Annotated in this window: 17 protein-coding genes; 8 read left to right on the top strand and 9 right to left on the bottom strand. The window is 74.1% G+C overall.

Annotated features, from left to right (window positions below; genetic code table 11):
* Positions 1-35 precede the first annotated feature (35 nt).
* Complete coding sequence (locus Ae150APs1_RS06300) at positions 36-1,193, bottom strand: acyl-CoA dehydrogenase family protein (protein ID WP_075296385.1); 1,158 nt, start codon at positions 1,191-1,193, stop codon at positions 36-38.
* 193 nt (positions 1,194-1,386) lie between these two features.
* On the opposite strand from Ae150APs1_RS06300, the gene Ae150APs1_RS06295 reads away from it, so the two are divergent.
* The gene (locus tag Ae150APs1_RS06295; RefSeq protein ID WP_010225476.1) at positions 1,387-2,844 is read left to right on the top strand and encodes a sensor histidine kinase; all 1,458 of its coding nucleotides are present in this window, start codon (positions 1,387-1,389) and stop codon (positions 2,842-2,844) included.
* A 20-nt stretch (positions 2,845-2,864) separates the two neighbouring features.
* Positions 2,865-3,506: a response regulator transcription factor gene (locus Ae150APs1_RS06290; protein WP_029239243.1), complete on the top strand. Its 642-nt coding sequence runs from the start codon at positions 2,865-2,867 to the stop codon at positions 3,504-3,506.
* 7 nt (positions 3,507-3,513) lie between these two features.
* Here the strand turns inward: Ae150APs1_RS06290 and Ae150APs1_RS06285 are convergent, their stop codons facing one another.
* Complete coding sequence (locus tag Ae150APs1_RS06285) at positions 3,514-5,358, bottom strand: NHL domain-containing thioredoxin family protein (protein WP_212567166.1); 1,845 nt, start codon at positions 5,356-5,358, stop codon at positions 3,514-3,516.
* 54 nt (positions 5,359-5,412) lie between these two features.
* On the opposite strand from Ae150APs1_RS06285, the gene Ae150APs1_RS06280 reads away from it, so the two are divergent.
* Both Ae150APs1_RS06280 and Ae150APs1_RS06275 read left to right on the top strand, forming a co-directional pair.
* Positions 5,413-6,219, top strand: a complete 807-nt coding sequence (locus Ae150APs1_RS06280; RefSeq protein ID WP_075301740.1) for a DNA-formamidopyrimidine glycosylase family protein — start codon at positions 5,413-5,415, stop codon at positions 6,217-6,219.
* A gap of 37 nt (positions 6,220-6,256) precedes the next feature.
* Positions 6,257-6,814 carry a hypothetical protein gene (locus Ae150APs1_RS06275; protein WP_060633697.1) on the top strand — a complete coding sequence of 186 codons (558 nt, stop codon included), beginning with the start codon at positions 6,257-6,259 and terminating at the stop codon, positions 6,812-6,814.
* A gap of 11 nt (positions 6,815-6,825) precedes the next feature.
* Here the strand turns inward: Ae150APs1_RS06275 and Ae150APs1_RS06270 are convergent, their stop codons facing one another.
* Together Ae150APs1_RS06270 and pgi are read right to left on the bottom strand one after the other, a co-directional pair.
* Entirely contained in the window at positions 6,826-7,524 is a 699-nt protein-coding gene (locus Ae150APs1_RS06270; protein ID WP_075296383.1) for a phosphatase PAP2 family protein, read from the bottom strand.
* On the bottom strand, positions 7,521-9,200 hold the full coding sequence (gene pgi, locus Ae150APs1_RS06265; protein ID WP_212567165.1) for a glucose-6-phosphate isomerase: 1,680 nt from the start codon (positions 9,198-9,200) through the stop codon (positions 7,521-7,523). The genes Ae150APs1_RS06270 and pgi overlap by 4 nt, the downstream gene beginning before the upstream one ends.
* 465 nt (positions 9,201-9,665) lie before the next feature.
* Between pgi and Ae150APs1_RS06260 the strand changes: the two genes are divergently transcribed.
* The 4 genes from Ae150APs1_RS06260 to Ae150APs1_RS06245 all read left to right on the top strand — a co-directional run bounded on the left by Ae150APs1_RS06260 (position 9,666) and on the right by Ae150APs1_RS06245 (position 12,718).
* Complete coding sequence (locus Ae150APs1_RS06260) at positions 9,666-10,121, top strand: DoxX family membrane protein (protein WP_075296381.1); 456 nt, start codon at positions 9,666-9,668, stop codon at positions 10,119-10,121.
* 188 nt (positions 10,122-10,309) lie between these two features.
* Positions 10,310-11,191 carry a HipA family kinase gene (locus Ae150APs1_RS06255; RefSeq protein ID WP_075296379.1) on the top strand — a complete coding sequence of 294 codons (882 nt, stop codon included), beginning with the start codon at positions 10,310-10,312 and terminating at the stop codon, positions 11,189-11,191.
* A complete protein-coding gene (locus tag Ae150APs1_RS06250; RefSeq protein WP_075296377.1) occupies positions 11,188-11,622 on the top strand; it encodes a DUF3037 domain-containing protein in 435 nt (144 codons plus the stop codon). Before Ae150APs1_RS06255 ends, Ae150APs1_RS06250 begins: the two co-directional genes overlap by 4 nt.
* Positions 11,623-11,671: 49 nt before the next feature.
* Entirely contained in the window at positions 11,672-12,718 is a 1,047-nt protein-coding gene (locus Ae150APs1_RS06245; protein ID WP_010225457.1) for a phosphotransferase family protein, read from the top strand.
* 13 nt (positions 12,719-12,731) lie between these two features.
* Here Ae150APs1_RS06245 and Ae150APs1_RS06240 read toward each other — a convergent pair whose 3' ends face one another.
* The 5 genes from Ae150APs1_RS06240 to Ae150APs1_RS32630 form a co-directional block, all read right to left on the bottom strand.
* Positions 12,732-13,478 carry a GntR family transcriptional regulator gene (locus Ae150APs1_RS06240; protein WP_075296375.1) on the bottom strand — a complete coding sequence of 249 codons (747 nt, stop codon included), beginning with the start codon at positions 13,476-13,478 and terminating at the stop codon, positions 12,732-12,734.
* Between the two features lie 129 nt (positions 13,479-13,607).
* Positions 13,608-14,939 carry an NtaA/DmoA family FMN-dependent monooxygenase gene (locus Ae150APs1_RS06235; RefSeq protein ID WP_075296373.1) on the bottom strand — a complete coding sequence of 444 codons (1,332 nt, stop codon included), beginning with the start codon at positions 14,937-14,939 and terminating at the stop codon, positions 13,608-13,610.
* 28 nt (positions 14,940-14,967) lie between these two features.
* The gene (locus Ae150APs1_RS06230; protein WP_075296371.1) at positions 14,968-15,723 is read right to left on the bottom strand and encodes an ATP-binding cassette domain-containing protein; all 756 of its coding nucleotides are present in this window, start codon (positions 15,721-15,723) and stop codon (positions 14,968-14,970) included.
* Positions 15,720-16,610 (bottom strand): ABC transporter ATP-binding protein, encoded by an 891-nt coding sequence (locus tag Ae150APs1_RS06225; RefSeq protein WP_139316815.1) that lies wholly within the window; start codon positions 16,608-16,610, stop codon positions 15,720-15,722. Before Ae150APs1_RS06225 ends, Ae150APs1_RS06230 begins: the two co-directional genes overlap by 4 nt.
* Positions 16,607-18,100, bottom strand: coding sequence for an ABC transporter substrate-binding protein (locus Ae150APs1_RS32630; protein ID WP_139316814.1), 1,494 nt, complete (start codon positions 18,098-18,100; stop codon positions 16,607-16,609). The genes Ae150APs1_RS06225 and Ae150APs1_RS32630 overlap by 4 nt, the downstream gene beginning before the upstream one ends.
* Positions 18,101-18,168 lie beyond the last annotated feature (68 nt).

The raw sequence follows: 18,168 nt of genomic DNA, 5'->3' as shown, positions 1-18,168 counted from the left end.
CGGCGGTCCGGCCGGGCCGGACCGCCGGTGTGCGGTCAGCCGCGGGCGGCCTTGCCGAGCGCGTCCCGGGCGATGATGACCTGCTGGATCTGGCTGGTGCCCTCGTAGATCCGGAACAGCCGGGCGTCGCGGAAGAAGCGCTCCACGGCCACGCCCCGCATGTACCCCGCCCCGCCGTGCACCTGGACGGCCCGGTCGGCGACCCGGCCGACCATCTCCGAGCAGAAGTACTTCGCGGCGGCGGGGCCGGACACCATGTCGGTGCCGTCGTCGAAGCTGCGGGCGGCGTCGAGGACGAGGCCGCGACCGGCGCGGGCGTCGGTCACCGAGTCCGCGACGAGGCCCTGGACCAGCTGGAACCGGGCGATCGGCTTTCCGCCCTGCTCCCGGGTCCGCGCGTACTCGACGGTCTCGTGCACCAGCCGGTCGGCCATCCCGACGCAGACGGCGCCGATGTGCAGCCGCCCGTGCGCGAGGCACTTCGCCGCGGTGAGGAAGCCGTTGTCGATGCCCTCCTCGCCGCCGACGACGTTCTCGAACGGGACCCGGACGTCGTCGAGGTGCACGTCGGCGGTCCACGCCCCGAACTGGCCCATCTTCAGGTCCTTCGGGCCGACCGACAGGCCGGGCGTGTCCCGCGGGACGAGGAAGGTGGAGATGCCGCGGTTGCCCGGGGCGTCCGGGTCGGTCCGGGCGAACACCATGATCACGTCGGCGACCGGGGAGTTCGTGATGTAGCGCTTCGACCCGTTGATCACCCAGCTGTCGCCGTCCCGGACCGCGCGGGTGGCGAGCGACGACGGGTCGGACCCCGCGTCGGCCTCGGTGAGCCCGAACGATGCCGTGACCCGGCCGGAGGCGAGCTGCGGCAGCCAGTGGGCCTTCTGCTCGTCGGTGCCGCCCTCCAGCAGGACGTGCCCGGCGATGCCGTTGTTGGTGCCGAACAGCGACCGCAGCGCCGGGGTGGTCCACCCCAGCTCGAACGCCAGCCGGACCTCCTCCGACGCGGTCAGGCCCAGGTCGCCGTACTGCTCGGGGATGGTGAACCCGTACAGGCCCATCTCCTTGCACTGGGCGACGATCCGCTCCGGGACGGCGTCCTCGGCGTCGATCGTCTCCTCCAGCGGCACCACCTCGGTGCGGATGAAGTCACGGACGGAATCCAGGACGTCGGTCAGGTCGGAGGGATCCACGCGTCAGGCTCCTCGCGTCGTCGCGGTTGCTACCGCCCGGTAGCTCACCACGACAGCCGGGGGACGCGCGAGTGCGGCGCGGGGGTGAGCAGGACCACCGGTCCGGTCACGGCGGGCGGCACACGCGACCCGCTCACCGGAGGGGCCACCCGCCTATCCTCGGATCACGACCCGACCGGAGGGACCGAGCGCCATGCCGGAGCAGACGCGGACCACCGGGGACCCGGAGGCCCGCCGGGAGCCGCATCCCGACGAGCCGGGCGGCAACCCCCTCGATCCGCACCTGGTGCGCGTGCTCGAGGGCTGGGGCAACGGCGCACTGCGCGAGTACCTGCTGCGCGACGGCGGCCGCCACCTGCCGCAGTCGGTGAGCTGGCCGTCGGGCTGGCCCGGCCGCACCCGGCTGGGCGCGCAGATGGCCTACCTGCTGACGGGCCTGCCGCTCGCGATCATCAGCGGCGTCGTCGTGCTCGTCGGGCTGGGTCTCGGGGCCGGGACCTTCGTGGTCTGGATCGGGCTGCCGATCACCGTCGGGACGCTGGTCGCGGCGCGCGGCCTGGCCGAGCTGGAGCGCCGCGCGACGGAGGCGGCGACCGGGCGGCCGCTGCCGCCGCACCACTACCGCCCCAACCGCGGACGACGGCTGATGAGCCGGTTGTTCCGCGCGCTGGCCGATCCGCAGAGCTGGCGCGACGTCGCGCACGCCGTGGCCGCGCTGCCGCTGCGGGCGATCACCGCCGCCGTCGCGCTGGTGTGGTCGGTGACCGGCCTCGGCGGGCTGTTCTACGTGTTCTGGCAGTGGTCGCTGCCGCGCGGGGAGGACGTCTGGACGCTGTTCGAGTCGGTCACCGGGATCCACTCGACGGCCGGCGACATCGCGCTGAACACCGGGCTCGGCGTGCTGCTGCTGGTGACCCTCCCGACGGTGGTGCGGTGGCTGACCGACGTCCGCGCGCTGCTGGCCCGGGGCCTGCTCACGAACCAGACCGCCGCTCTGCGTGCCCGGGCCCAGGCACTCGCCGCGGGGCGCCGCGCCGCCGTCGCCGCGGAGGCGCAGACGCTGCGCCGGCTGGAGCGTGACATCCACGACGGTCCGCAGCAGCGCCTGGTCCGCCTCGGGATGGACCTGGAGGCGGCCGTGCGCCGCCTCGACGACGCCCCCGAGCGCGCCCGCCCCCTGCTGCACGAGGCGCTCGAGCAGAGCCGCGAGGCGCTGTCCGAGCTGCGGGCGCTGTCCCGGGGCATCGCCCCGCCGATCCTCGCCGACCGCGGCCTCGGGCCCGCGCTGGCCGCGGCGGCAGGCCGCAGCCCCGTCCCCGTCGATCTCGACGTGGACCTCGATCCCGGCGCCCGGATGCCGGCGCTGGTCGAGAACACCGCGTACTTCGTCGTGTCGGAGGCGCTGACCAACGTGGCGAAGCACGCCGGGGCCTCGTCCGCGACGGTCGTCGTCACCGTCGACGAGACCCTGCTGCGCATCGTGGTCCGCGACGACGGCCGCGGTGGCGCCCACCTCGGCAAGGGGCACGGCCTGGCCGGGCTCGCGGACCGGCTGGAGATCGTCGAGGGCCGGCTGGACGTGCGCAGCCCCGCGGGCGGTCCGACGGTCCTCACGGCGGAGGTACCGGTCGCCGGGCTGGGGGAGGCGTGACCCAGGATAGGTCCATGACGATGCGCGTGGTCCTCGCCGAGGACTCGATGCTGCTGCGCGAGGGCCTGGTCCGGCTGCTGGAGGAGGCGGGTGCGACGGTCCTGGCAGCGGTCGGCGACGGCACCACGCTCGTCGAGGCGGTGGCCGAGCACGGGCCGGAGGTGGCGGTCGTCGACGTGCGGATGCCGCCGTCGTTCACCGACGAGGGCCTGCGCGCCGCACTGGAGATCCGCAGGCAGCACCCGGCCGTCGGGATCCTGGTGCTGTCCCAGTACGTCGAGGAGTCCTACGCGACCGACCTCCTGGAGGCGGGTGGGGGAGTCGGCTACCTGCTCAAGGACCGGGTCTCGAAGCTCGCCGACCTCGCCGACGCGCTGAGCCGGGTGGCCGCGGGCGGCACCGTCCTCGACCCGGAGGTCGTGTCCGCGCTGCTGACCAAGCGGCGCCGCCGGGACCCGCTCGAGGAGCTGTCGCCCCGCGAGCGGGAGGTGCTCGAGCTCATGGCCCAGGGCCGCACGAACACCGCGATCGGCCGGATCATGGTGATCACCCAGGGGGCCGTCGAGAAGCACATCTCGTCGATCTTCACCAAGCTCGGGCTGCCGCCGTCGTCGGACGACCACCGCCGCGTGATGGCCGTGCTCGCCTGGGTGGAGAGCTGAGCCGCGCCTACACCGAGCGCAGGTCCAGGTCGAGCACCGCAGGGCCGGTCCCGGTGACGGTGACGGGGATGCCCCAGTCCTGCTGGTAGCGGTGGCAGGCGGCGAACGTGTCGGGCCCGCCGTCGGCGGCGTCGCAGGCCGCAGCGGCGACGGCGACCTGCAGCACCCCGGACCCGACGGCCGGGTCGAGCTCCAGCTCGCGGGTCAGCCCGGTCGCGGTGCCGGCCCCCGCCCGCAGCAGCGACGGCGGGTCCGCGGCGACGGTGAGCGACGTCGGGTCGCCGAACCGGTCGTCGAGGTGCTGGCCCGCGGGCGGGGTGAACCCGATCCGCAGGGCGACGCCGGCGCCCAGCTCGGTGGGCGTGCGCCGGACGGTGTGCCGGCCGCCCTCGACCAGCGACCCGGCCGGGATCGGCAGCCGCACCAGGCGGTGCGCCGCGGACTCCACGACGACCAGCGTCTCGCCGTCCACCAGCAGGTCCGAGGGCTCGGCGAGCCCCTCGGCCAGCGTCGACACGCTGCCCGCGGCCGGGTCGAACCGGCGGACGGCGCCGTTGTAGGTGTCGGCGACGGCGACCGAGCCGTCGGGCAGCACGGCGACGCCCAGCGGGTGCTGCAGCAGCGCCTCGGCCGCAGGCCCGTCGCGGTGCCCGAACTCGAACAGGCCCTGCCCGACGGCGGTGCTCACCGCGGGCCCGGCCCCCGGGTCGACGTCCACCCGGCGCAGTGCCGAGATCTCGGAGTCGGCGACCCAGAGGGTGCCGTCCGGGCCGGTGGCGAGCCCCGACGGCTGCGCGAGGAACGCCTCGGCGAACGAGCCGTCCCGCAGGCCCTCGTTGGTCGTCCCGGCCAGCACCCGGGCCTGCCCGGACACCGGGTCGACCGTCCAGAGCTGGTGCGACCCGGCCATCGCGACGACGACGTGGCCGTCCCACGGCGCGAGGTCCCACGGTGACGACAGCTCGGCCGCGGTCCCGCCCGGGTCGACGCGCTCGCGCAGCTGCGATCCCGTCCCCGCCACGGTGGAGACGGTGCCGTCGTCGAGCGACACCCGGCGCACCGCGTGGTTCACCGTGTCCGCGACGAGCCCCGTGGACGGGTCGAGCACGAGCAGCCCCTGCGGCTCGGAGAACCGGGCGCTCCCGGCCGGGCCGTCGGTGTACCCGCGCCCGCCGTCGCCGATCCGCCTGCGCTCGGTGACGAGATCGGGTTCGAGCTCGACGAGCTGGTGGTGCGCGGTGTCGGACACCAGGAACGTGCCGCCGGGCAGCGCCGCGACCTTGCCCGGGAACCGCAGCGCGGTCTCCGGTGCGGGCGGCGGGACGTACGGCCCGTCGCCGCGGCGCAGCCGGTCGCCGTGGGTGTCGACGAGTTCCCGCACCAGGGCGGCGAGCCCCGGTCCGTGACCCTCGCCCGCCATCCGGGCGACGACCGTGCCGTCCGGGTCGATCACCGCGAGCGTCGGCCAGGCGCTGGCGGCGTAGGCGTCCCAGGTGGTCAGCTCGGGATCGTCGAGCACCGGGTGCTCCACGCCGTAGCGCTCCACCGCGGCCTCGACGGCGTCCGGGTCGGCCTCGTGCACGAACTTCGGCGAGTGCACCCCGACGATCGTCAGGACGTCGCCGAACTCCTTTTCCAGCGGCCGGAGCTCGTCGAGCGCGTGCAGGCAGTTCACGCAGCAGAACGTCCAGAAGTCGAGGACGACGATCCGGCCGCGCAGGTCGGCCAGGGTGATCTCCCGGCCGCCGGTGTTGAGCCAGCGCCGCCCGCGCAGCTCGGGGGCCCGTACCTTCATCCGCTCGGCGCCCGGGCTCGTCCCGGCCGCACCGCTCTCGCCAGCGCTCACGATCATGTGCAACGCCGGACCGGCGCGCGGGTGTTCCGTGACCGCGCGAGACTGACCGGCATGCCCGAGCTGCCCGAGGTCGAGAACGCGCGTGCGGTGCTGGCGCAGGCAACCGGCCGCACGATCACCGACGTCGACGACCGCGACGACTGGGTGTGCCGCCCGCACCGGCCCGGCGACATCGCGTCGGCGCTGAAGGGCGGGCGGTTGACCGCGGCCCACCGGATCGGCAAGACGATGTGGTGCGACACCGAGACCTCCGACGGTGACGCCGGGCCGGCGCTGGGCGTGCACCTCGGGATGGGCGGGCGGATCGTCGTCACGAACTCCGGCGGCGAGCGGATCGGCGGCGGCCCGGCGCGCCCCGACCGGCAGTCGCGCAAGCGCGAGTGGGACCGCTTCACCGTCACGTTCGACGACGGCGGGCAGTTCCGGCTGTTCGACAAGCGCCGGCTGGGCCGGGTCCGGCTCGATCCCGACCTGTCCGGTCTCGGGCCCGACGCCGAGGGGCTGCGGCCCGCGGTGTTCCGGGAGCGGCTGCTGCGCGGGAGGTCGGCGGTGAAGGCCCGGCTGCTGGACCAGTCGGTGCTCGCGGGTGTCGGGAACCTGCTGGCCGACGAGACGCTCTGGCAGGCCCGGATAGCCCCGGCGACCCCGGTGCGGGACCTGACGCGCACCGATCTCGACCGGCTGCACCGCAACCTGGACCGGGCGCTGGAGCGGGCGATCGCGAACGGCGGGGTGCACACCGGTGAGGTGATCGAGCACCGGCACCCGGGCGGGCACTGTCCCCGCTACGGGGCCGAGATGGTGCACGGGACCGTCGGCGGCCGGTCGACGTGGTGGTGCCCGCAGGAACAGGGCTGAGCCGCGGCGCCGCCCGCGGGTCGTGCACAATCGCCGGGTGCCGGACGAATCGGACACCGCCCTGCTCTACGTCGACCGTGGTCTCGTGCGCGCCGACCAGAGCCCGCCCGACCTGCAGGCCCAGCGCCGGGCGCACTCCCGGTCACGGGCCGCCCGGTGGGCGCGGCGGGCGTTCCCGGTCGTCCTGGTCCTGGTGACGATCGTCCTGCTGGTGCCGGGCACGTCCGGTCTGCTCTGGACACCGGTCCTGCTGGTGGCCGCCGGGATCGCCGTGGTGCTCCTGACGCGTGCCGCCCGGGGTGCGCACGCCGTCGCCGGCCTGCCGGTACCGATCGAGATCACCGGGAAGGTCGCGACGGCGATGCGCGCGATGCTGGCGATGAGCCGCGGGATCGCGGCGCAGCGGGCGATGCGGCGCTCCCGTCCGGCCGCCGAGGGCGCGGTGCTCCTGCGCCGCTGGTCCGCCGCGGCCGACGAGCTGCGCGCGGCCTGGCTCCGCGGGGACGTCGCGGCCTGGCACGAGCACGCCCGCACCCTGGCCGCGGCGGGGGAGCGGGCCGAGCAGGTGCGGGCCGACATCGAGGGCGGCACCTGACCCGGGCCCGCTCAGGTGACGCCGGTGGGACGGCGGCCCGCGAGCACGACGCTCAGCACCGTCACCCCGGCGAACGCCAGCCCGGCCCCCAGCGCCCATCCGGCGAGCACGTCGGAGAGCCAGTGCACGCCCAGGTAGATCCGGGTGAACCCGACCGCGCCCGCCCACAGCGCCGCGAACACGGCGAGGAGCGTGCGCACCCGCCGGGTCAGCGACGGCCACAGCACCAGCACGAGCGCCGTCCACGCGGCCGCGACCATCGTCGCGTGCCCGGACGGCAGCGACTCGTTCGCCACCGACAGCACCTGCAGCTGCTCCGGCGGCCGGGACCGGTCCAGGAACCGCTTGAGCCCAGACATCACCAGGCTCGCGACCAGCGGCACGGCGGCCAGGCAGACGCCCTCGGCGCGGCGCCCGCGCCAGAACAGGACGCCGCCGGCGACGAGCGCGACCAGCGCGCTGCCCACCGTGTTGCCGATCTCCGTCACGAGCAGCGCGAACGCCACCGGGGTGGGTTCCCGTTCGGCGGCGAGCCCGGTCGCCGTCGTCACGTCCCGCTGGAGCCCGCCGCTCACGCCGATCAGCAGCAGCGACACCGCCGTGACCAGGAGCAGGGCGGCGGCGATCCCGGTCGTGCGCGGTTCGGGCCGGTGCCCGGGCGCCCCGCCGGTCCGCCCGGCGGGGGCCCGCCCCGCCGGGCCGCTGCTCACCGTCCGCGCCAGGAGCGGTAGCGGTCGATCAGCGCGGCCGTCGAGGCGTCGAGGCCGGCCTCCTTCGCGTCCGGCGGGTCCGCCGCGTAGAGCGCCGGGCCGAACTGCTTGGCCATCACCTTGCCGAGCTCCACGCCCCACTGGTCGAACGAGTCGATCCCCCAGATCACGCCCTCGACGAACGTGACGTGCTCGTAGAACGCGATGAGCTGGCCCAGCACCGACGGCGTCAGCTTCTCGGCGAGGATCGTCGACGACGGCCGGTTGCCCGGCATCACCTTGTGCGGCACGACGTCGGCGGGGGTGCCCTCGGCGGCGATCTCCTCGGCGGACTTGCCGAACGCCAGCGCCGCGGACTGCGCGAACAGGTTCGCCATGAAGAGGTCGTGCATGTCGGCCTCCCCCTCGCCCGCGAGGTCGTGGTGCGGGCGGGCGAACCCGATGAAGTCGGCAGGCACGAGCCGGGTGCCCTGGTGCAGCAGCTGGTAGAAGGCGTGCTGGCCGTTGGTGCCCGGCTCGCCCCAGAAGATCTCCCCGGTCGTCGTCGTGACGGGGGTGCCGTCGCCGCGGACGGACTTGCCGTTCGACTCCATCGTCAGCTGCTGCAGATAGGCGGGCAGGCGGTGCAGGTACTGGGAGTAGGGCAGCACCGCGCGGGTCTCGGCGCCGAAGAAGTTCGAGTACCAGATGCCGAGCATCCCGGCGATCACCGGGAGGTTCCGCTCCAGCGGCGTCTCCCGGAAGTGGACGTCCATGGCGTGCATCCCGGCGAGGAACTCCGCGAAGTTCTCCCTGCCGATGGCGCACATCAGCGACAGCCCGATCGCCGAGTCGACCGAGTAGCGGCCGCCCACCCAGTCCCAGAAGCCGAACATGTTCTCGGTGGAGATGCCGAACTCGGCGACCTTCTCCGCATTCGTCGAGACCGCGGCGAAGTGCTTCGCGACCGCGTCGGTGGAGTCGGTGCCGAGCCCGGCGAGCAGCCACGACCGCGCGTTGCGGGCGTTCGTCAGCGTCTCCTGGGTGGTGAAGGTCTTGGAGGAGACGAGGAACAGGGTCGTCGCCGGGTCCAGGTCGGACACCGTCTCGGACAGGTCGGTGGGGTCGATGTTGGACACGAACCGGCACTCGAGGTCGCGCTGCGCGTAGTCCCGCAGGGCCTCGTAGGCCATCACCGGGCCGAGGTCCGAACCGCCGATCCCGATGTTGACGACCGTGCGGATCCGCTCGCCGGTGAAGCCGGTCCACCGCCCGGACCGGACGGCGTCGGTGAAGTCGCCCATCCGGTCGAGGACCGCGTGGACGTCGGCGACGACGTCCTGCCCGTCGACGACGAGCGACGCGTCCCGGGGCAGCCGCAGCGCGGTGTGCAGCACCGCGCGGTCCTCCGAGGTGTTGACGTGCTCACCGGTGAACATCGCCTCGGTCCGCGCGGGGAGCCCGGCCGCGCGGGCGAGCGCGGTGAGCAGGCCGATCGTGTCCCGGGTGATGCGGTGCTTCGAGTGGTCGAGGACCAGGTCGGCGCCGGCCGCCGTGAGCGCGGTGGCCCGGTCCGGGTCCTCGTCGAACAGCGCCAGCAGGTGGCGGGGCTCCACCTCCGCCGCGTGCTCGGTCAGCGCGGTCCACTCGGGGGTCGCTGTGATGTCTCTGCCGATGACGTCGTTCGTGTCGGACACCCGGCCATCATTCCGCAGCGTCAAGCCCCGGGCGCGCGGGCCGGGGCCACGGTGGACGGTCCCCGGCGTACTGCGCCGCACGGGGGTACCGCCCGTCGCGGACCGCCCATCGCTGCGAACCGTCCGTGACACCCGGTCGAGTTACCGGATAGTACTGCTGCACCCGGGTGACGGCCGCCACGATCCCTGCATGCAGCGTGTCGTCTACCTGCGCGAACGCACCACGGAAGGGACCGCTCGACCGGTCGTGCCGCCGAATCATCCGGTCACGGCGCGCTCCGGAGGTGCGACACACGGTGAGGTGTGAGCCGAGCGACTTTCGTCGCGGCATGCGGTCGATTCGTCGCGCAGAGTCGCTCAACCGGGTGGAGCAGAGCGATTCCACTCATAAGCTCTTGTACATTACGTGGTGACCGGTTCACCCGATGTGATCATGCTCGTACTGGAGGAACCGTGTAGCGCTCCCTGACCGGAACCCCGCGGGACGTCGTCCTGCTCGTCGGCCGTGTGCTGCTCGCCTACATCCTGATCATGCACGCCTGGAAGAAGATCGACGCGGGGCTCTTCGACACCGCCACGGTGTTCTCCAAGTTCGGCATCCCGCTGGCGATCGCCGCGGCGTCGTTCACGATCGTCGTCGAGATCGTGGTGTCGGTGTCGCTGCTGCTCGGCCTGCGGATGGTCGTCCCCGCCGGACTGATGATCTTCGTGATGGCGGGTGCCATCTGGTTCGTGCACGGCCAGAACGGCCTGTTCATGGAGAACAGCGGCTGGGCGCTGGTCGGCACGATCATCTGCGCGCTGGCCGCCTTCATGGTCGCCGGTGCCGGCCGGTTCAGACTGGACACGGTGCTGTCCCGCCAGGCCGAGCGCCGGATGGAGCAGACCCAGACCATCCCGCGCCAGACCATCTCGGTGTGAGACCTCCCGGCCCGTCCGTGCGCCCCCGACGCCGGACGGGCCGGTGAGCCCGGCCCCGCCCCACCTCTGCCCCGCCCGGCCCCGCAGGACCGCTCCGGCGCGATCACGGCCCGCATCCCGACGCCACGGGGTGCGGGCCGTTCGCATCTCGATCGCGGGTGCGTGTCGGCGCCGGATAGCCTCCGCGCGTGCTGTCCCGACCGGACCCGCGCGGGCAGGGCCTGCGCCACGTCACCGCGATCCGCTACGTCACCCCGCTGCGCGAGGGCGGCTCGCTGCCCGGCCTGATGGAGGCCGACGACCTGGGCAGCTACGCGGTGAAGTTCACCGGTGCGGGCCAGGGCCGGTCGGTGCTGGTGAACGAGATCGTCGCCGGTGAGCTGGCCCGGGCGCTCGGCCTGCCGGTCCCCGAGATCGTCACCGTCGACGTCGACGGCGAGCTCGGCCGCACCGAACCCGACCAGGAGGTCCAGGAGCTGCTCCGCTCCTCCGCCGGGCTGAACCTGGGGATCGACTTCCTGCCCGGGGCGCTCGACCTGGACCCGCTGGCGTTCGACGTCGGCCCGGAGTTCGCCGGGCGGGTGCTGTGGTTCGACGCGCTCGTCGGCAACGTCGACCGCTCCTGGCGCAACTCGAACATGCTGCTCTGGCACCGGCGTCCGTACCTGATCGACCACGGCGCGCCGCTCACCTTCGCGCACAGCTGGGAGTCGGCGTCGCGGTTCCCGGCGAAGCCGTTCGACGCCGGCGACCACGTCCTGCTCGGGTGCCGGCCCGACCTCGACGCCGCCGACGCCGCGCTCGCGCCGCTGGTCACCCGCGCGCTGCTGGACGACGTGCTCGCCCTCGTCCCCGGCAGGTGGCTGGACGGGGAGCCGGGCTTCGACTCGGCGGAGGCCGTCCGCGACGCCTACGTCACGGCGCTGTCCGGCCGCGTGCAGCGGCGCGCGGAGTGGCTGCCGGGGGTGCGGGAGACCGTGCGCGCCGGCCGGCCACGCCCGGTGGACCGCGAGCCGCGCCGCCCGTCGTGGCTGCGGATCGGCGGGGTGGACGGCGGTGCGGGCCGGTGAGCGACCTCGTCACCTACGAGTACGCCCTGCTGCAGGTGGTCCCGCGGGTCGAGCGCGGGGAGTCGGTCAACGCCGGGGTGCTGCTGTACTGCCGGCGGCGCGACGTCCTCGCCGTCCGGGTGCACCTGGACCGGGAGCGGCTGGCCGCGCTCGACCCGCACTGCGACGCCGACGCCGTCGCCGACGTGCTGGAGACGATCGCGGCGGTGGCCGCGGTGCCGGAGCCGCCCCGCTCGGACCGGCACGCCACCGGCGCGCTGGCCGCCCGCGGCCCGGGGGCGGGCGAGGACATCGGACGGCGGTTCCGCAGGCTGACGACGGCACGCAGCACGATCGTCCGGCCCGGCCCCGTCCACACCGGACTGACCGCGGACCCGCACGCCGAGGCGGACCGGCTGCTGGAGCGCCTCGTGCTGCCCCTCGGCGGGTGACCGGTCCGGACGCCTGGCCCGTCCGGCGACGATCATGTTGGATCGGGGGATGGCCGACACGCACGACGGAGTGGACCCGGTCGCCCTGACCCGCTGGCTCGCCGCCGAGGCCCCGCGGGTGGTGACGGGTGACGGGCCGGTGGCTGTGCAGCGGATCTCCGGCGGGCACTCCAACCTCACCTTCCGGGTGGTCGACGCCGAGGGCACGCCGTTCGCGCTGCGCCGCCCCCCGACCGGCGGGGTGCTCGCCACCGCGCACGACATGAGCCGGGAGTGGCGGTTCCTCACCGCGCTGTCCGGGACCGGCGTCCCCGTCGCGGAGCCGGTCGCGCACTGCGAGGACACCGCCGTGATCGGCGCCGGTTTCTACCTGATGAGCTGGGTGGACGGCGTCGTCCCTGGCGACCGGGCGTCCGGCGACCCGATCCCGGAGCCGGAGCGCGAGGCCTGCGGGCTGGACACCGCCGACGTCCTCGCCGCGCTGCACGCCGTCGATCCCGGCGCCGTCGGACTGGACGACCTGCGGCGGCCCGGCCGCTACCTCGAACGCCAGCTGCGGCGCTGGCACCGGCAGGCGCACTCGGGCGCCTTCACCGATCTCGCCGCGATCGACGCCGCGCACGAGCAGCTCCTCGCCCGGATGCCCGCCGACCCGGCGGAGGGGCCGCGGATCGCGCACGGCGACTACCGGCCGGGGAACCTGTCCTACCGCGACGGCCGGGTGGCGGCCGTCTTCGACTGGGAGCTCGCGACGCTCGGCGAGCCGCTGGCCGACCTCGGCTGGCTCGTCGCGTCCTGGGAGCGCCCCGGCGACACCCGGCACACGATCACGAGCGGCCCGACCGCGGCGCCGGGCTGGCCGGAACGCGACGGCATCGCCGGCCGCTACGCCGCGCGGTCCGGCCGCCCGGTGGACGACCTGCCGTACTGGGTGGCGTTCGCGTACTGGCGGTGCGCCTGCATCGGCACCGGCGTCTGGACCCGCTACGCGCAGGGGAACATGGGTGCCGGCGCGGAGTCGGGCGCGACGCTGGAACGGCGCAGGCTCGGGGTGCTCGCCGACGCCGAGGCGGCGCTGGCCGAGCTCGCGGGCTGACGGCCCGGCGGGCTCAGCCGAGGTCCGGGTCGTCGACGAAGGTCACCCGGTCCGCCCGGTAGTTGTCGAAGACGACCTGGACCGGCCGGTCGTCCTCGTCGTGGAACAGCTGCTCGCGCAGCAGCACCGGGGCACCCGGGGCGACGCCCAGCAGCCGCCCGGTACGGTCGTCGGCGCCCGCGGCGCCGATCTCGGTCTGCACCCGGCCCAGGCCCACCCCGAAGAAGTCGGCGAACACGACGTCGAGGGCGGCCGGCCCGGCGTACGACGGCGTCGTGAAGGAGCTCGGGAAGTAGGCCGTCCGGACGCCGATCACCTCGCCGTCGGCGCGGAAGATGTTCTCGTTCATCCGCAGCACCGCGTCGGGTACGCCGAGCCGGTGCCGCAGCAGCGGCGTCGAGGGCACGCCCCCCTGCTCGGCCATCTGCAGCGTCACCTCGGTGGCACCGAGTGCGGTCACGGTGTCCCGCAGCCGGACCGCGACCCCCCGCCGGACGACGACGGTGCCGCGGCGCTGCTGGCGGTCGACGAACCCCTCGTCGGCGAGCTGCTGCAGCGCGGCCCGCACCGCGGAGCGGCTCGCGTTGAGCGACTCCATCAGCTGGTCCTCGACGAGCTTGTCGTCGACGACGAGGTAGCCGCCCCGCACGGAGGCGCGCAGCATCTCCCGCACCCGGCGCGGGAACGTGTGCCGCCCGCGGGCGGTCCCGCCGGACGCGCGGGGGTGTGGGACGGTGGGGAGCCGGCCGGGACGGGACATGGGCGGGGCCTTCCTGCGAGGGATTCCTGCTGGGGTGACCGTCGCCCGGGAACCGTCCCTCCCGGGTTACCGGCCGGGAACGATGCTGTGACCCGTGCCCGGCGCCGGTGGCGGGCACGGGCCGGGGCGTCAGAACTCCTGGAGGTTCTCGGCCAGGGTGGAGTGGGCGTAGCCGTCGCGGATCGCGCCGCGCCACCGCAGCGCCGGCGCGAGCCCGTCGGTGATCTCGGCGATCTGCACCCGGGTCGGCGGGACGTACAGCAGGAACCCGTCCCCGCCCGCCTCCTGCATGATCTCGTCCATCTGCGCGGCGACCGTCTCCGGCGAGCCGACCAGCCCGAGGTCGGTGATCTGGAACGAGGTGGCGGCGAGCTCGCGCAGCGTCTTGCCCTCCTGCCCCTGGAACAGGTTGGCGATCGAGGAGCGCTCGCCGTTGCCGCGGGAGGTGTCGATGTCCTCGACGCGGGTGTCCGGGTCGATCCCGCCGAAGTCGATCCGGCCGCCCGAGGTGTAGGAGAGGTTCCACAGGTTGTACTCGACGGCGAGGTCGGAGCGGCGGGCGAGCTTCAGCTGCTCGGCCTTGGCCCGGGCCTCGGCGTCGCTCGCGGCGACGACCGGGCTGGCCAGGAACAGCAGCTTGACCTCGTCGGGACGGCGGCCGTGGACGGCCATCCGCCGGTGCAGGTCCTCCCGGTAGGCCTTGATGTCGTCGATGCTCTTGCACATCGCCATCTGGGTGTCGACGTGCTTCGCGGCGAGCTCGCGGCCGGGCGCCGATCCGCCGGCCGACGCGATCGGGGGCTGCCGCTGCGGGCCGGGGATCGTGTTGAGCGGTCCGCGGCTGGAGAACCAGCGGCCCTGGAAGTCGATCGGCTCGACCAGGGTGTGGTCGGCGTAGACGCCCTTGACCGGGTCGGCCAGGACCGCCCCGTCCTTCCAGCTGTTCTGCAGTGCCTTCACGACCTCGACCCACTCCTGCGCCATCTCGTAGCGCTGGTCGTGGTCGAAGTGCTTCTCGAACCCGAAGTTCTGGGCGACGCGGTCGGTCACCGAGGTGACGACGTTCATGCCGACCCGGCCCTCGGTGAGGTGGTCGAGCGTCGTGAACAGCCGCGCCGCGAGGTACGGGTGGTACTGGATCGTCGAGACGGTCGGGACGATGCCGAGGTGCTTCGTCCGCTGCGTCATCAGCGGGACCAGCGGCATCGGGTCGTTCTTCGGTGCCATGAACCCGCGGCGCAGCGACGGCTCGGCCGAGCCCTGGTAGGTGTCCTCGACCATCGCCGTGTCCTCGATGAGGACGTAGGTGAAGCCGGCCCGCTCCAGCGAGGCGGCGAGATCGACGTAGAGGTCCGGCTTCATCCAGTCGAGGTGGTTGCTGCCGGTCCAGGGGCCGTCGGCGGCCGGGTTCCAGGGCTGGATGCCGAAGCCGTTACCGAGGAACCATCCGAGGTGGAACATGCGAGGTGTCCTTCCGGGGGTGCGGGTGTCAGGCGTGGGCGGCCACGAGGGCCGCCGTGTGGTGGTGGACGGGGGAGGAGAGGACCGCGCCGGTGCGGCCGTGCTCGACGACGTGGCCGTGCAGCATCACCAGCAGGTCGTCGGTGGCGAAGGCGGTGGCGGGCAGGCCGTGCGAGACGAACAGGAGCCCGGCGCCGTGCTCGCGGCAGTACCGGACGATCCGGTTGAGCACCGCGCCCTGCACCGACACGTCGAGCGCGGAGACCGCCTCGTCGCAGACGAGCAGCCCGGGGCGCACGACCATGGCCCGCGCGATCGCCATCCGCTGCCGCTGACCGCCGGACAGCTCGTGCGGGTGGCGGTCGAGCATCGCCGGCGGCAGGCCCATGTCGGCGACGGCCTCCTCCGCGACGGCGTCCGCCCGGGCCCCGGAGTGCCCGCCGAGCAGCCGGGCCGGGGTGCGGAGCGCGTCGCGCACCGTGCGCCGCGGGTCGAAGGTCGACGTCGTGTCCTGGGCGACGAGCTGGATGCGTCGCCGCAGGTCGCGGCGGCCCGCCGTGGTGGACATCCAGGCGGTCTGGGTGCGGCCGTCGATCGTGATCGTCCCGCCGGACGGCCGGTCCAGGCCCGCGATCATCCGGGCGAGCGTGGACTTGCCGGACCCGGACTCGCCGACGATGCCGATCCGGTCCCCGGCGTCGACGGTCATCGACAGCGGTGCGACGGCGGTGCGGTCGCCGAACCGCCGGGTCACCCCCTCCAGGACGACCTGCGGCGCGCTCACGCGGCGATCCCGAGCTCGTCGTCGGTCATCGTCGGCAGCTCGTCGAGACCGGCCGAGGCGAGCGTCGGGATGCAGCGGAGCAGGCCCCGCGTGTACGGGTGCGTGGCGGCGCCGAGGTCGTCCGAGCGGAGCTCCTCGACCAGCACGCCGCGGTGCATCACCAGGGTCCGGTCGGTGTAGCGCCGGCACAGCCCGATGTCGTGGCTGATCATCAGGACCGACGCGCCCTGCGTCTCGCAGAGCTCGACGAGCAGCTCCACGGCCCCCCGGGCGAGCGAGGCGTCGAGCGCGCTGGTCGGCTCGTCGGCGACGAGCAGCCGGGGACGCCCGGCGAGCGCGATCGCGGTCATGACCCGTTGGCGCATCCCGCCGGAGAGCTCGTGCGGCCGGGCGGCCATGACCCGGCGGGTGTCGGTCAGCCCGACCCGGGTCAGCCACTCCCGGGCGGCGTCGGCGGCCTCGGCGCGGCCGTCCACCCCGCCCGCGCCGCGCAGCACGGCGACGAGCTGGCTCCCGACCGTCCACAACGGGTCGAGGGAGGTCATGGCGTCCTGGAAGACCATCGACATCCCCGGGGTGCGCTGCGGCAGCCGGGTCAGCTCGCGGCGCAGCGGGACGCCGGCGAACTCCATCCGCCGCGCCTCGACGGTCGCGACCCGCTGGTCGATGAACCCGGCGACCGCGAGCCCCAGGGTCGACTTGCCCGACCCCGACTCGCCGACCAGCGCGATCCGCTCACCGGGGCGCACCGTGAGGTCCACCCCGCGCACCGCGTGCGACGTGCCGTACCGCACGTCGAGTCCCTCGACCGCCAGCACCGGGTCCGCGGGCACGGGACCCGCCGGTGCCGCCGGTGCCGCCTGCGCGGTGTCCATCTGCGCGGTCATGAGCCCTCCAGGGGCAGCTGCGAGTAGCCGATGGTGTTGTCGGTGCGGAACACGTAGCCGCCGACGTCGCCGCGGAAGGCGTTGAGCGGCTGGACGTAGGCCATCCAGATGGTCGGGACGTCGCTCTGGATCCGGCGCTGCGCGGCGTTCCAGGAGCGCCCCGCCGTGACCGAGAGCGGGTCGCCGGCCGCGTTGCCCGCGGCCAGCGCCGTGTCGAACCGGGAGTCCTCCCAGTCCGGCCAGTTGATCGGCGAGTCGGCGGTGTAGAACAGCGCCAGCTCGTAGGGCGGGGACTGGACGACGGCGTAGTCGCGGCCCATCGACGCCTGGAAGGTCTTGGCGGCGAGCCCCTCGTTGAACGCGGCCGACGGGACCGGCTCGATGGTGATCGCGAACCCGGCGTCGCGGGCCGCGGTCTGGATCTGGACCGCCGCCTCCTGCAGGTCCGGGACACTGGCGTTGACGGTCAGGGTGAAGGCGACCGGCTCGGTGTGGCCGGCCTCGGCGAGGATTCGGCGCGCCTCGGTCGGGTCGTAGCGGAACGGCACGAGGCCGTCGCCGTCGTAGCCGGGTGCGCCGGGGGACAGCATCCCGGCCAGTTGTTCCGCGCGTCCCTTGTAGACGTCGGAGACGATCTGCTCGTAGGGCACCGCGCGGGCCAGCGCCCGGCGGACCGCGACGTCGTCGAAGGGGGCCATGGTCGTGGTCAGCGGCATGTAGACCATCGCGTTGGTGGGGGCGCTGAACACCTGCGCCCCGGTCTCCGCGATCCCGACCTGGTCCGCGGGCCGCAGCTGCGCCGCGACGTGCGTGTCGCCCTGGGCGAGCAGGTTCGCCCGGATCCCGGCGTCGGCGACGACCCGCTGGATGATCCGCCGCACCGGCGGTGCGCCGCCGGCGTAGTCCTCGTTGCGGACGTAGGTCGTCTGCTGGCCGGGGGTGAAGCTCTCCAGGCCGTAGGCGCCGTAGCCCCAGTTCCCGTTGCTCGCCGACCACTCCACCGCGTACGGGTCGTCGGGCGTGACGTGCGCCTTCAGGACCGTCGTGTCGTAGATCGCCGCGGTCGTGTTGGACAGCAGCGACAGCAGGGTGAACCCGTAGCCCGGCTCGTCGACGGTGAAGGACACCGTCATCGGGCCGAGCACCCGGATCTGGCGTTCCGGGTCGACGATCACCGGCGCGTTCACGAACGGGACGATCGAGGTGGCGGTGGCGAACTTGCGCTCGTAGGACCAGCGGACGTCCTCGGCGGTGACCGGGTTCCCGGCGGTGGAACGGGCGTCCGGGTCCAGGTGGAAGGTGTAGGTGAGCCGGTCCGGGCTGACCTCGTAGCGCTCGGCGAGCAGCGGCTCGAAGCGGTAGAGGTCCTGGTGCCGGGCCTGCCCGCCGCTGCCGTCGACGTAGGGGTTGCGCAGCAGCGTGGCGTTGGTGTTGGCGAGGTACTCGGCGCTCTCGTAGCCGGTGCCGTTGGAGTCCTGGGCGAAGGACATGAGCCTGCGCCCCCGTCACGATGACGACGGTGTCCCGCTCCGCCTCCACCGCGCCGGCACCGCAGCCG

It is taken from the genome of Pseudonocardia sp. Ae150A_Ps1 (assembly GCF_001932315.1).
In the GTDB taxonomy this organism is placed as follows: domain Bacteria; phylum Actinomycetota; class Actinomycetes; order Mycobacteriales; family Pseudonocardiaceae; genus Pseudonocardia.
This window is presented reverse-complemented; position numbering and strand designations above follow the sequence as displayed.